This is a genomic window from Adhaeribacter radiodurans (assembly GCF_014075995.1).
GTDB classification, from domain to species: domain Bacteria; phylum Bacteroidota; class Bacteroidia; order Cytophagales; family Hymenobacteraceae; genus Adhaeribacter; species Adhaeribacter radiodurans.
In genome coordinates this window covers 1,670,939-1,683,859 of sequence record NZ_CP055153.1, presented here as the reverse complement: position 1 = coordinate 1,683,859, position 12,921 = coordinate 1,670,939, and the positions used below count along the sequence as shown (strand labels likewise).

Annotated in this window: 14 protein-coding genes; 6 read left to right on the top strand and 8 right to left on the bottom strand. The window is 40.6% G+C overall.

The features are described 5' to 3' along the window. Nucleotides 1–94 precede the first annotated feature (94 nt). Together HUW48_RS07075 and HUW48_RS07070 are read left to right on the top strand one after the other, a co-directional pair. Entirely contained in the window at nt 95–448 is a 354-nt protein-coding gene (locus HUW48_RS07075) for a DoxX family protein (RefSeq protein ID WP_182415013.1), read from the top strand. A gap of 410 nt (nt 449–858) precedes the next feature. Beyond that, on the top strand, nt 859–1,263 hold the full coding sequence (locus HUW48_RS07070) for a DoxX family protein (protein ID WP_182415012.1): 405 nt from the start codon (nt 859–861) through the stop codon (nt 1,261–1,263). Between the two features lie 114 nt (nt 1,264–1,377). On the opposite strand, the gene HUW48_RS07065 is transcribed toward HUW48_RS07070, so the two are convergent. From HUW48_RS07065 to HUW48_RS07035, 7 genes are all read right to left on the bottom strand, one after another. Next, nucleotides 1,378–1,806: a BLUF domain-containing protein gene (locus HUW48_RS07065; RefSeq protein WP_182415011.1), complete on the bottom strand. Its 429-nt coding sequence runs from the start codon at nt 1,804–1,806 to the stop codon at nt 1,378–1,380. A gap of 428 nt (nt 1,807–2,234) precedes the next feature. Further along, nucleotides 2,235–3,647 (bottom strand): APC family permease, encoded by a 1,413-nt coding sequence (locus HUW48_RS07060; RefSeq protein ID WP_182415010.1) that lies wholly within the window; start codon nt 3,645–3,647, stop codon nt 2,235–2,237. Between the two features lie 112 nt (nt 3,648–3,759). Beyond that, a complete protein-coding gene (locus tag HUW48_RS07055) occupies nt 3,760–4,833 on the bottom strand; it encodes a dipeptidase (protein WP_182415009.1) in 1,074 nt (357 codons plus the stop codon). A gap of 402 nt (nt 4,834–5,235) precedes the next feature. Next, nucleotides 5,236–6,357 carry a D-TA family PLP-dependent enzyme gene (locus tag HUW48_RS07050; protein WP_182415008.1) on the bottom strand — a complete coding sequence of 374 codons (1,122 nt, stop codon included), beginning with the start codon at nt 6,355–6,357 and terminating at the stop codon, nt 5,236–5,238. Nucleotides 6,358–6,492: 135 nt separating this feature from the next. After that, the gene (locus HUW48_RS07045; RefSeq protein WP_182415007.1) at nt 6,493–6,954 is read right to left on the bottom strand and encodes a RidA family protein; all 462 of its coding nucleotides are present in this window, start codon (nt 6,952–6,954) and stop codon (nt 6,493–6,495) included. A 160-nt stretch (nt 6,955–7,114) separates the two neighbouring features. Next, nucleotides 7,115–8,161, bottom strand: coding sequence for an LLM class flavin-dependent oxidoreductase (locus HUW48_RS07040; protein WP_182415006.1), 1,047 nt, complete (start codon nt 8,159–8,161; stop codon nt 7,115–7,117). A 201-nt stretch (nt 8,162–8,362) separates the two neighbouring features. Further along, entirely contained in the window at nt 8,363–9,079 is a 717-nt protein-coding gene (locus HUW48_RS07035) for a DUF92 domain-containing protein (protein WP_182415005.1), read from the bottom strand. Between the two features lie 205 nt (nt 9,080–9,284). Here HUW48_RS07035 and HUW48_RS07030 point away from each other — a divergent pair, with 205 nt between their 5' ends. Together HUW48_RS07030 and HUW48_RS07025 are read left to right on the top strand one after the other, a co-directional pair. Then, nucleotides 9,285–9,716 (top strand): EamA family transporter, encoded by a 432-nt coding sequence (locus HUW48_RS07030; protein WP_182415004.1) that lies wholly within the window; start codon nt 9,285–9,287, stop codon nt 9,714–9,716. 474 nt (nt 9,717–10,190) lie between these two features. Further along, on the top strand, nt 10,191–10,871 hold the full coding sequence (locus HUW48_RS07025; RefSeq protein WP_182415003.1) for an MCP four helix bundle domain-containing protein: 681 nt from the start codon (nt 10,191–10,193) through the stop codon (nt 10,869–10,871). 194 nt (nt 10,872–11,065) lie between these two features. Here the strand turns inward: HUW48_RS07025 and HUW48_RS07020 are convergent, their stop codons facing one another. Then, nucleotides 11,066–11,620, bottom strand: a complete 555-nt coding sequence (locus tag HUW48_RS07020; protein WP_182415002.1) for a histidine phosphatase family protein — start codon at nt 11,618–11,620, stop codon at nt 11,066–11,068. Nucleotides 11,621–11,792: 172 nt separating this feature from the next. On the opposite strand from HUW48_RS07020, the gene trxA reads away from it, so the two are divergent. Further along, a complete protein-coding gene (trxA, locus tag HUW48_RS07015) occupies nt 11,793–12,110 on the top strand; it encodes a thioredoxin (RefSeq protein ID WP_182415001.1) in 318 nt (105 codons plus the stop codon). A gap of 426 nt (nt 12,111–12,536) precedes the next feature. Continuing rightward, a complete protein-coding gene (locus tag HUW48_RS27220) occupies nt 12,537–12,668 on the top strand; it encodes a hypothetical protein (protein WP_262891496.1) in 132 nt (43 codons plus the stop codon). Nucleotides 12,669–12,921 lie beyond the last annotated feature (253 nt).

Below are 12,921 nucleotides of genomic sequence, written 5' to 3'. Positions count from 1 at the left end.
GATTTAGAAGTTTATTTTCTAAAGGATGTGCCCCGCTGGTAAAATCCATAAAATCAATTTAACTAAAGATTAGAAAGTTACCGTACATAGCACTATGAAAAATTTATCGCTTTACTTAATGGTGTTACTTTACGTAGGTGCCGGAATTGTTCATTTTTGGCGCCCCAAAATGTACCTGGCCATTATGCCACCTTGGCTGCCTTATCCGGAATTTTTAATTTTTGCCAGCGGCGTTTGTGAAGTAGTATTTGGTTTTTTATTAATTCCTGGCCAAACCCGGCCTTTAGCTGCCTGGCTATTAATTGCTTTATTAATTGCCGTATTTCCAGCTAATATTCAAATGGCTTTGCAGTATACGCAACTCCATCAGGCCGGGTGGTGGCTTACATGGCTGCGATTACCGCTGCAAGGCGTTTTAATCTGGTGGGCATATACATTTACTAAATAGCAATTAGCAAATACCATTTACCATTTACCATAAATCTTATAAATGAATAAATGCTATCTTAATGATGTATTAAAATATTTGAGTATAAATACCTTATAGTTTTAAATAAATTATTATAATTGGGTAAACAAAATCTCTATAAACGATATAAAAGTATTAACTTATTACCCTAATAAGTGAGATATAAAAACAGAGGATAGTTTGGCAAAAAAGTTTCTATACGCATAGATAGAAAATACTCTTTTTAAACAATACTATCATTTTTGTATTTAAACTTATTTCGCTCCTGCTCCTATTAATTAAATAGAAATAAACCTTGTATCTGGTAGCTCGATACGAGTGCTTTATTACCTAATTGCATTGCATTAATACTTTACTTATTACTTAACCAATTAACCAAAAATAAAGTTATGGAATCAATTTTAGGAAAGTATGCACCTTATTTTTACGCCTTATTACGGATTGTAGCGGGCTTATTGTTTGCAATGCACGGCAGCCAGAAGTTATTAGGAATACCCGGTGACCAGGCCGGAATGCCTTTAGCCTCTATGATGGGGGTAGCGGGAGTAATAGAATTGGTGGGTGGTTTGTTAATTGCTTTCGGATTATTCGCCAGTATCGCTGCCTTTATTGCGAGTGGCGAAATGGCCGCTGCCTATTTTATGGCGCATGCTCCCAAAGGTTCGTTACCCATCCTGAATCAAGGTGAGTTGGCCGTTTTATTTTGCTTTTTATTCCTCTACATTGCCGCGCACGGAGCCGGGGTTTGGAGCATAGATGCTTTAAGAAGACCAAAAACAGCTGTAACCTACTAAATTTACTATATTTATTAGAGTAACCAGTTTTTCCGTGACGTAAGTGAAACTGGTGTTGAAGTTATTTGCAAAGTAGCAGTTCGCTTTGGTTCTGCTACTTTGCAATACGCATGGCTAAAAACGTACGATATTAGTATGATAGAAGGTTCTTAAAATAATAAGTACGTTGTGGTCCGGCTGGTCAGGTGATGGTTTCAAAAGGGATTTATCATTTACATTTTGGTAACCAGTTACTTGAGCAAACTCCGGAGCCGATACGGTTCTAAAGCCCATTGACCATTCCGGAAAGTTACGCTGGTCCAGTTTTCCTTCGCTTAACTTAATAATACCTCTATGCCGGGGGTCATTAGCAATTTTAGCGTAAAGTTTTTTTATGGTTTGCTCCTCTCCCTCTATAACCTGCACAATACTGCCTTCGTGGTAAAGTAACATTCCCGTAACACCTAAATCACGATTATTAGCATTGCTCACCAACAGAATTTTTTTCAACTCTTCATCGCTCATTAACTGCGCCGCGGTACTTAAATAAACTGTATAATACATGCTTTAGATTCTGGCTTAAATAAATGTAATAGTAACAATGCGGATTAAACCGGATTTAGATAGATTAAGTTCTATACGGATGGCAATTAAGTAATATTTTACTATTTCTATGCTTTAAGAAACTACTTTTACCGGTATAAATTACGCTGTGTAGTAATAGATCTTCTATTTGATTAGTGTAATATTAAATTAATGCAAAATTCACTTATTAAAATGAGCTTAATTGAATTAGATTCCATTAAGTTCATTTTAGTATTCCGATAAAAAATAAATTAGTAAATGCCGAATAGTAGAATTGAATAAAAATTAGCTATTCTCGTTCAATAGCTTCTGATTAAATACTGAGCAGTTGAATCAACTCGTTTAAACTACTTTGCTGGTTATATGTACCCTCATTCAGAATAGATTAAGAAGGATTGTACCTGCATTTACGCATTTGCTTTTTCATGTTGCCTGGCTTTTTGCCGGGTAAACCACCAATACAAAGGTACGCCGGTTAGCATCAGAATCAAACCAATAGCTGCTTCGCGGGGGCGGTTAAAAAAAGTGTTGATTACCAGCAAGGCACAGAAAAGAATCATAAAGGCGGGCACTACCGGGTAACCCCATACTCGGTAAGGACGATGCGCATCCGGCATTTTTTTGCGTAAAATAAATACGCCCAAAGTAGTTGCTCCGTAGTAAATAAAAACGGCAAAAATAATCATATCTGTTAACTGATCGAAGGAGCCGGAAAGAACCAGCAAACAAGCCCAGACGCCTTGGTACCACAAAGAATTGGCCGGCGTATTTACGTCATTTAAACTAGCTACTGGTTTAAAAAACAAGCCTTCACGGGCCATCGCAAAATAGGTACGGCAACTGGTTAAAATAGTAGCATTGGTACAACCCAGTGTAGTTACCAGAATTAAAATGGAAATAAATACAGCTCCTTTACTACCCCAGAAACTTCGCACGGCCTCTACGGCGGCAATCTGGTTGCCCGCCCCGTGCACTTGCTCTAGCTCCGGAATAGATAAAACCGACAAATAAGTAGCATTTACCAAGAAATACAGGGCAATAATAATTAAAACGCCAATGGCAATGCCGCGGGGAATATTCCGGTTAGCTTCTTTTATTTCGCCGCCTACGTAGCCAATAGAAGCCCAGCCTTGGTAAGCCCAAAATGCCGATAACATGGCCGTAAAAATGCTGCTAATGGTAATAGCCTCGCCGGTAGTAGTACTCATCTGAAAAGGTTGGGCTAGTTGAGCGGTATTGCTGCTTATTCCAAAAAGTATAATGGTAAAAATGCCCGTAAAAACCAAAATTAATATACCCGTACTCACGTTAGCTCCGGTTTTAATACCCCGGGTATTAAGCCAGGTAAGCAATAATATAAGCACAATGGCTAAACACTTTACATTGAAATCGGCGAAGGGGTAAAAAACACCACCTAAATTAAAATCTGCTAAACCCGGCAATAAGGGCGGTAAAGCCACTAAACTACTCAGCGATTGGGCAAAAACATAAGCCAACGACGAAATAGAAGCCGTTTGGATAACAGTGAACAAAGACCAACCAAAAATAAAAGCAAAAAACCGGTTGTATATTTTTTTGTAGTAAGAATACTCGCCTCCGGTATCGGCCAGTAATCCGGCTACTTCCGCGTTACTTAGGGCTCCGAATAAAGTAATAATACCCCCTAATAGCCAACAAACAAGTATCCAACCCGACGAATGTAGTTCCGCAGCCATAGGTGCTACTTTTTTGTAAACTCCGGACCCGATTATATTGCCAATTACGACTACAATTACTAATTGCAGGCCCAACGACCGCTGAAGTTGTTTGGTGGTACTCATAAGAATTTAGAAGTATACTTCGGAAATATAACCTATTTCACAAGATTTAAATACTACTAGTGCAATAAACCAGCTAATTTTAGAGGGATATTGCTAAAATACCATATAAAAATCAGGCCCAGGCCTTACGTAAAAAGCGCAGCCAGTTGCCATGCATCACGTTTTGAATATCTTCTGCCGTATAACCGCGCTGGGCTAATAAATCAGGAATTTTCTGTAAATCGGCAATAGTCTCTAAATCATACGGACTTTGCTCTTTACCAAAAGCACCGTCAAGATCCGAACCAATACCAATGTGCCGGGCATTACCCGCTAATTGGCATATATGATCTAAGTGGTCGATTACTGTTTCAATAGAACAATTCATTCCTTGGGGAGTAGATTCGCCTCGTTTCCAGTTAGGTACTAGCATCCAGGCATCAAAAGCTCCCCCAATTACTGCTCTCCGGTTTATTAATTCTTTTAATTGTTCATCGCTGAATTGCCGGTTATGGTTAACGAGGCTCCGGCAATTATTATGACTGGCCCATACCGGACCATGGAAAATATCTAAAGCATCCCAAAAAGCATCGTCGCACAAGTGGGTAGCATCTAAAATTATGTTGAGCCGTTCCATTTCGCGGATTAGCTCTTTGCCCTGAGAATTTAAATGACCAGTAGCATCGGTGCCGTTGGCATAACGACCCGGACCGTAGTGTGCTGGTCCAACAGCCCGTAATCCATTTTGCCAGGCTCTTTCCAGGTGCCCAATGGTAACCAACGAATCTGCTCCTTCTAAGCTTAAAATATACCCTATAGGTAAATTTTCTGGTTTCGCGGCCGGATTCAACCATTGCTGCAGGTGATTTTCCAGAGTAGCTTTATCGGTTATGGCTCTCAACTCTCCCACTTCTTCCAGGCTGCTGTACCAGGCGAGTTGCCCCTGCGTTTGCGCCCAGGCCTGTTCCGGTGAGTGCCAGCCTGGTAGAGGATTATCCGGGGCTACGTAACGGCCAATTTGGGTAGCTACTACTAATCCCACGTTTCCCTGCCGAAGTTCAGGAAAAGCAACGGTACCTTTTCCCCGGTCTGGAAAATCGGTTTTATGTTTTTCGCGCGCTCTGATGTTTAGTACTGGTTGGCGTAAATCCCGGTTCCATTCCAGGGCGTTCATGGCAAGGTCGAGGTGGGCATCAATAGTGAACATGTATTTTAATGTTTTATCTTTTAGTATTGCTTATTGTTGAAGCCTTTTCAAGTTTCCAGGTGATGGTGCTGATGCAGTTCAAGGGTCTAAGTTTGCCTCCTGGCCGGCGGGCCTCGTTTGGCTCTTTCGGGCTGGTCTAAGCTTCCTTTCCTCCTAACGTCGGAATTCTGCTCCGCAGAACCAGAACCTTAGAAGGCTCTCCATAGCCAAACTGGTGTCAGTTGCGCTTAGCTACTGATTTTGTATGGCCCACTATACTTGTTCAAGTACTTGGGAATGCGGTTCCGTTAGTCCTTTGCCTTGTTTCTTTATGAAAGTCACGGAAGTAAATCGTAAATTCGCGCCATTATGTGACTTAGGTAAACGTATAACTTAAAACGTAAAACCTACAACCTAATAAATTCAGACCGAAATAAACCGGTTTCGCGAAACTACGGCCCAACTGGTTTGAATAGTATTTTCTTCGGCTACATAGGCTTTATCGTAAAGGGCACAAGTCGGACAAATGTGTACGGGTATTCCGTAAACTACATCGCCTACCAGGTAAGAGCTTTCTGGCTTTACTTTTACCACCAGGTGTTCTTCGCTTTGGGAAATAGGCTGCGCATCGGGGGCATTTAAGAATATAACCCGGGGTAATGGATTCTCGGCCGCTATGGCTTTATGCCCTAAATCGAGGCAGAGCGTTTGCGCATCTATTTTAGAAATAACCCGGGTAACTACCACGGCGGCAAATTGAAATGGTTGCTCCGTTAAAACAGAACTATAGCCATAATCCCAGAAAACAAAAGTACCAGGACTACACTCGACTCCGGGCCGCTGGGCATGGATAGGAAAAGTAGGCGAACCACCTGCAACCATTATGGGCGCCGGATAACCAGCCGCCGCAATTTCATCTGCTAAGGCCGAAACCGGAGCAAAAGCAGCATCACAGGTAGTTTTTCGTAGGTTTAGGTCCGGATCGCGCAAGTGACCGTCGTATGCATGTAAACCAACGGGCTTTATTCCCTTTAACTCGTAACATGCCCGGTATAAAGCCATTGCTTCCGGGCCGGGCACAATTCCTGTACGGTTCATGCCCACATTTAAATCTAAAAAAATGGGTAAGGTTAAATTTTCTTCGGCAAAAGTAGCAGCAATACTTTGGGCAATGGGTAAGTTATCAACAATGCAGGAAAAAGCTGTATTAGGGTATTTTTGGACTAATTGCAACAAGCGTTCTATTTTAGGTCCGACGGGTTGGTAAGCCAGTAATACGTCCGGTGCGCCCGCTTGCCCCAGCATTTCGGCTTCGGCTATGGTAGCGCATTTAAATTTTGTAATACCGGCTTCCAATAAAAGCTCACTTACCTCGGCCATTTTATGGGTTTTTACGTGCGGCCGCAACCATTCAACTCCCGACACCATAGAAGTTAGCAACTGAATGTTTTGTTTTACTCGCTCCGGAAATACAATTAGTGCGGGGGTATCTATTGCATCTATGTTGGAGATACTGTACCAGGGAAGAACCTCTGTTTCACGCATAACTATTAGGGTATTGTTATCTGTTTTGGTTGGTAGCCTTAGAAAATAAATGGGCTGATTTTAATATCTTTCTTTAAACAAAGAAAAATCTTCCTTCTTTTTAATTTAAACCTATCGTGAACAGTTATTCTATAACTAGATAAGCTCAAATAAAGCTTCAATTTCTACCGGAATGTTATCGGGCAAAGAACCCATACCCACTGCACTTCTCACACCAATACCATTTTCTTCGCCCCAAACCTGGGCAAACAACTCGCTGCAACCATTAATAATAAAGGGGTGCTTTTCAAAGTTAGATACGCAATTAACCATTCCGAGTACTTTTATTACTCTTTTTACCCGGTTTAAGCTGCCTAAATTAGCTTTTAGAGTGGCTAAAATAGCTAAACCTACTTGCCGGGCTGCTAATTTGCCTTCTTCGGGTGTCATGTCCTGACCAATACGACCGATAATAAGGGAGCCATCAGATTGTACCGTGCCATGGCCGGACACGTAACAATATTTGCCATCTAACAATAAGGGTTTGTATACCCCCAAAGGTTTCGGAGCAGGTGGTAACTCTAAACCTAATTTTTCAAAGTGTGCTTCTGGTGTCATAGCCGAAAGGTTGTTTTTGCAAATATATAAGTTGGGAGCGTTTGTCGGCTTTTTTCAGAAAAGTAATGTAGGGTAAAAATAAAACCAGGTACTCCGAAAAGATGCCTCTCAGAATACCTGGTTATAAAATAACACTTCAGAATTTTAAAAATATTGGCTTTTACACGGTGGTTTCAAACTTAACCGGTTCCGGAGTCTGACGCATTTCTGCAATTAATTGGTAAGAACGCACCCGGGCCGGGTGGTCGTAAATATGCGAGGAAATAATCAGTTCGTCGGCTTGCGTGCTATCCATAAAAGCTTGCAGATTTTCTTTTACCTGCTGCGGATTACCAATGAAAGTATAACGGAGCATTTGCTGTACCGAGTATTCTTCTGCCTCGTTCCAAAAGTCTTCCAGGTTTTCTACCGGTGGCTGTAAGGGCTGCGATTTACCCCGGATTACATTTAAAAAAGAAGCAAATAAACTGGTAGCTAAGCGATGGGCTACGTTTTCCGTGTCGGCTACTATGGCGTTAGCGGCCACCATTACGTAAGGCTCTTTTAACGACTCGGAAGGCCGGAAACTTTCGCGGTAAACTTTTAAAGCAGCTTGCAAATAAGTGGGTGCAAAATGACTGGCAAAGGCATAAGGCAATCCTAAAATACCGGCAAGTTGTGCCCCAAATGTACTCGACCCTAAAATCCAGACGGGTATGTTCAAGCCCTCGCCCGGAATGGCCCGTACCGGCGAAGTAGAATTTTCGGATGAGAAATAAGTTATTATTTCTTCTACGTTTTCCGGGAAATCATTAACCGAACCTTGCAGACTCCTGCGTAGGGCCATAGCCGTTAATTGGTCGGAACCAGGAGCCCGGCCAAGCCCTAAATCAATCCGTTCGGGGTAAAGCGAAGCCAACGTTCCAAATTGCTCTGCCACCACTAAAGGTGCGTGATTAGGTAACATAATTCCACCGGAACCTACCCGGATTGTGGACGTACCGCCGGCAATGTACCCGATTAAAACAGCAGTGGCCGAACTGGCAATTCCTACCATGTTATGGTGTTCGGCCATCCAATAACGTTTATAGCCCAGGCGCTCTACTTGCTGCGCTAAATCCAGGCTGGTTCGGAAAGAATCAGCGGGTGTTTTTCCGGCTAAAATGGGCACTAAGTCCAAAACAGAAAGGGGTATATCCGATAGCTTTTTAGGCTGAGTGGTATTCATAATATTTTTATTAAATGATAAAACAAATTCCGTATAGGAGTACTTAAACGTTTAATTACAGACAGGGTATATCCCTAATCACACACAACTTAGGTAAAACAGATTAGGGAGCAGTAAAGTTTAGCTTAGGCGGGTATAGCAAAGGTGCCCACGCAGAAAAGCTGATTTTTGGGTGATGTACGAAAGAGGTAAACGGAGCTTTTAATTTATTACCAGATAAAGAGTTCCGGCGATTAAAGCAGCAAACAAGGTATTTAGTAAATTAACAGCATCGTTCGAGAGATAGCCTTTATTTTCCAGCGCTGCCCCTAAAACAGAATCAAAAAAATTACCTAAAATTCCAGCAATTATAATAATTACTATGGCCCAACTCCAGCCAAAGCCAAGCCCGAACAAAAACCCTATTAACGCACTGCCCATCATTCCAAAGCTGGTACCTTCCAGGCTAATTACCCCGTTTAAACCGCGTACTCCTTTCTGCCAGGTAAGAATATGATAAAACCGGCGTCCGTACACGTTACCTAATTCCGAGGAGAGCGTATCGGAAGTGGCCGAAGCAAAACCAGCTGCCAGCATAACCCGGAACAAATCGGCTTTTGCCGGAAAGAAAAACGCTAATAGGCCCAGAATAGCTGCTACTCCCGCATTAGCAAAGGCTTGGCCCGCCGTGCGGCGGCCTTTGTTTATTTCGGCCAAGCCTAAATTTTGTTTGTAGGGCTGTTTCCAGGAAGTGGCTGCCGTTCCTAAAATAAAAAACAAGCCAAGCATAAAAATACCGGTATAACCCGCCCCCAGGTAAATGGCCATTCCCAGTAAGCCACCGGTAATTGCCCCAAAAATTGTTAATTTACCAGCTATTACGCTCATTAACATACCTAGCCCGAGCAAGCTAAGTACAGCCCAGAAGTGAATGGTCATCCGATTACTAATTTATAAAAGTTCCTTCAAGAATCTATTTGCTTTACTTCCAGCAGTACACTAATCATTATTTACTTACCTAGGCTGGTAAAAGTACAACTTACCAATTTAAGTGCCGTTAGAAGAAACTCGCTTTCTTTTGGAATTTTTTAACTGGGTTATACCTAAGATTAAGGTATAACCTCGCTTAATTTAAACGTAGCTTATGTGGATTCTCTTTTCTTTGCTGGCAGCTTTTACTTCTGCTATAGTAGTTACTTTATCTAAAGCAGCTATTAAAAATGTAGATTCTAATTTAGTTTTTGCCATACAAGCAATTATTATTTTATTGGTGTCGTGGGGAGTGGTAACCTGGCAAGGCAATATTTCGGACGTAGGCCAAATTGAGCGACGCACCTGGGTATTTTTAGGTTTAGCTGGTCTCTTAACTTGCATTTCCTCATTATTGGCTTTTTATGCCCTCAAGATGGGCGATGCTTCGCGCGTTTCGCCTTTGGAAAGATTATCGTTGGTGTTCGCCATTGTATTTGCTGTTATCTTTTTAAAAGAAAAAGTAGATTGGCCCGTCATTTTAGGAGCAGGACTAATGGCAATTGGGGCTATTATTATTGCTGTTTCCGGCTATTCTTCTAAATGATATATATTTTCCGGTAACGAAAAGAGACATAAGTATAAAGCTAGTAGATTTTAGACGCTTGTATAAGTAAGTAGCAACTATTCAATTTAATATTACAACAATTTCGGCATCCAATTTAGTAAACCAATTTTGTCCGCTTACTTACTATGTTTCTAGGAAATTACTAGTTGCTCTCCTAAACTATTGTTTGTTCCATTTGCCGCTATTTTAATCCTTAAAGTAAAATCACTGCCTTTATTATCAAGAATTTGTTCCAAGCAGCCCTTGCTCTCAGTTTCGAATCAATAATTAAAAGCTGTTTAATTTCATACCTGGGAGTAATTCTTACCTTAACTGATTCATTATAATTAATTTTCTGAATGGCCGTTCTTATTATAAAGCAGATTGGCTAAATATTTCTGACTCACTTATTTCGGTTAAAAATGGAAATGCCAGATTTATTTAGTAAATTATTTTTTATTTAATAAAATAGCCATGCAATTCCTATATAAAATTCATCAAAAAGCAAAACCGGCGCTGTTGTTAATGGTAGTGGTGGCGATTATTCTGGGCAGTAGTTTTTTAGAGAAAAGATTAATGAAAGATATAAATACGTCGGTTTCTTCCATTTATAACGATCGATTAATTCCGGCAGCCGAACTTTTTCATATTAACGATTTAATGTATAATAAACGGCTGATTCTGGAGAAATACCTTGTTCAGCCTTCGTTAGCCAATAAAAAAGCTGCTCAAAAAGAACTGGCTTCGTACACCAATCAGATTAACTCTTTAATTAAGAAGTTTGAAACCACTTATTTAGTGGATGAAGAAAGTAAAACTTTCCAGAATTTTAAAGAAAAATTAAACCGGTACAATGCTTTAGAAATACAACTCTTAGTGAATGCTGCGCAAACAGGAATTCCCCAATTTGCTGAAAATGAAATTGCCGGAATATTTACGCAAATCCACAAAGAATTAGTAATGCTCAGCGATATTCAGGTAAAAGTAGGCGAAGAACTGGTTCAGGATTCGGAAGCGACTACGGGTAGTGCTCGTATTTTAAGCAACCTGCAAATAGCTATTGTACTTATCATTACCTTAATGGTACAACAAGCCTTAATAATGGATTCTAATCCGCTTATCCCAAAGAATTTAAAAAATTTCCGGTTAAATTAGTCTGGATAAGACTTGATAAAAAAGCAGGAGAAGAAAACACTCCTGCTTTTTTTATCAGCATGTATATAACTTACCACCAAATAGTTACCACTTAAATTTTCTTTATTCTTTAGCAGCCCTACAAGTTTATTTTTCATCCAGAACTTTTCTACTTAAATACAGCATGAATACTTTTTAAATTTTAACCTGGCTGGTTAAGTGGTGGGAGTACCATAGGTAGCGGTTTCTACTTTTGGTTTTTTGCCCGGGCGAAGAGTTACTTTAAAAATATAATCGTATTTAGAATCAGCAATGGTTGTTACCGGTGGAAGTGCCCCTAAAGTTTCGATTATATCCAGGAGGGTATTGCTATGGCCGGCTACTAAAATTGTTTTACCAGCATATTTTTGTTTAATCAATTGCTGCAAGGCCTTATAGCCGTGCGCCTGGTAGGTACTTATTTCTCGACCAGCTGCTGTTGGTTCTAAGGTAAGCCGCGTTCGCTTGTAGGGTGTGGCTAAAAAAACATCTATCGGGGTATTTTGCAGGTAACGTTGCAGGGCTTTGGCCCGTGCATAACCATTGGGCGTTAAATCAGGGTCTTTCTCGTCAGGGTTGGCGGTGTCCTTTTCGGCGTGGCGAACCAGGTACACTACCGTAACTTTAGATTTATTTCCTTGAGCCACTTCATTGGTTTCTGCCGCCGAAAAGAAATAAAAAGTAAGCAAGCTTGCTAATATAGCCGCGGTTATTAAAATTATTTTTTTCATAGGTATAAATTTTACGTCTAAAATTTATCTGCTTCAACAACCACCTCAATTAAATAAACGCACTGGATTATAGAACTATCTCCTTAACCAATTAACTCCGGATTCAGTAAAAGAAACAAGTTATAGAAGAATTTACTATTTTCTATTGTAAACCTTAAGCATTAACAAAATTATGGCTAAAAAGTCGTTTCAAGAATTAATTAATGCACCCGGCATGCCGGTTTTAGTAGATTTTTACGCCGATTGGTGCGGCCCTTGTAAAACAATGGCTCCTATTATTGAACAAGTAGCGAAAACTCAAGCCGGTAAATTAAAAATAATTAAAATTAACGTTGATCATAACCAGGCCGTGTCGCAGCAATATGGCATTCAGGGCATTCCCACGTTAATCTTATTTCACCAGGGCCGTATTCTGTGGCGCCAATCAGGCGTTGTGCCGGCACACCAACTTAACCAGATTATTGGGCAGCAGGTTGCCAAGGTAGCGTAAGGTATTTAAAAGTGTAGATACAGCTATTGCTTACCCTAAATTACTTTAATCAAATGATATAACATATAATTGAATACTTTGATTTAAAAGCCTGCCGACCCAGTTTAATGATAGTCAATCCTGAACCTTGCAAAACTACTTTAAAGTAAAAAGCTGGAGCCTTATAAACAATATCTTATTATATTTTCTGATTACTTGCCCTGAAGTAAAAAGTAAATCCAGGCAATTAAGTTAATCAAGTCAGATCTTACTACCTGGAAAACATGGATTTTAGCAAAGCAGGTAAATGCCCGCTAACTTTCAATTAATATTAAATTTTATCAGAAAGCTACTATAGAGTTTGCTTGCTGGTAAGCGTTTTCTTTGGATCCTTTCCAAGTCTCCATTTTGTGGTGCTTACTTGTTTGACAAGCCTAAGTTTGCCTCGTGGCCGGCGGGCCTCGTTTGGCTCTTTCGGGCAGTTTAGCGAACTTTGGCTCGTTGCACTGCGCCATGCTGCTTTGCAGCACCAGAACGCTAAAAGGCCCTCAACAGCCAAACTGGTATCTTCGTACTTAGCTACTGCTTTTCTTCCACATCTTGTATAATTAACTTGTTTATTTAAGGAGAAGAGTAATAGTTTTAATGGGCGGCTACAAATGACAATAATTAAACATCCGGGTTCTGCTTTCCCTCTTAGCAGATTCTAATAAATTGGCTTAATACCATCTTATATTTCTAAAAAAGTAAAAACCTAAGCTAAGCGCAAAGACACCAGTTTGGCTGTGGAGCACCTGCTAGGATTCCTGTGCCGGAGGCATTCCGCAGACGG

What these genes read in the sequence shown, in the direction of transcription:
- HUW48_RS07025 (WP_182415003.1), top strand. Translation starts at nt 10,191, where the DNA reads ATGCAATTCCTATATAAAATTCATCAAAAAGCAAAACCGGCGCTGTTG.
- HUW48_RS07020 (WP_182415002.1), bottom strand. Translation starts at nt 11,620, where the DNA reads ATGAAAAAAATAATTTTAATAACCGCGGCTATATTAGCAAGCTTGCTT.
- trxA (WP_182415001.1), top strand. Translation starts at nt 11,793, where the DNA reads ATGGCTAAAAAGTCGTTTCAAGAATTAATTAATGCACCCGGCATGCCG.
- HUW48_RS07045 (WP_182415007.1), bottom strand. Translation starts at nt 6,954, where the DNA reads ATGACACCAGAAGCACACTTTGAAAAATTAGGTTTAGAGTTACCACCT.
- HUW48_RS07075 (WP_182415013.1), top strand. Translation starts at nt 95, where the DNA reads ATGAAAAATTTATCGCTTTACTTAATGGTGTTACTTTACGTAGGTGCC.
- HUW48_RS07055 (WP_182415009.1), bottom strand. Translation starts at nt 4,833, where the DNA reads ATGTTCACTATTGATGCCCACCTCGACCTTGCCATGAACGCCCTGGAA.
- HUW48_RS07070 (WP_182415012.1), top strand. Translation starts at nt 859, where the DNA reads ATGGAATCAATTTTAGGAAAGTATGCACCTTATTTTTACGCCTTATTA.
- HUW48_RS07030 (WP_182415004.1), top strand. Translation starts at nt 9,285, where the DNA reads ATGTGGATTCTCTTTTCTTTGCTGGCAGCTTTTACTTCTGCTATAGTA.
- HUW48_RS07040 (WP_182415006.1), bottom strand. Translation starts at nt 8,161, where the DNA reads ATGAATACCACTCAGCCTAAAAAGCTATCGGATATACCCCTTTCTGTT.
- HUW48_RS07065 (WP_182415011.1), bottom strand. Translation starts at nt 1,806, where the DNA reads ATGTATTATACAGTTTATTTAAGTACCGCGGCGCAGTTAATGAGCGAT.
- HUW48_RS07035 (WP_182415005.1), bottom strand. Translation starts at nt 9,079, where the DNA reads ATGACCATTCACTTCTGGGCTGTACTTAGCTTGCTCGGGCTAGGTATG.
- HUW48_RS07050 (WP_182415008.1), bottom strand. Translation starts at nt 6,357, where the DNA reads ATGCGTGAAACAGAGGTTCTTCCCTGGTACAGTATCTCCAACATAGAT.
- HUW48_RS07060 (WP_182415010.1), bottom strand. Translation starts at nt 3,647, where the DNA reads ATGAGTACCACCAAACAACTTCAGCGGTCGTTGGGCCTGCAATTAGTA.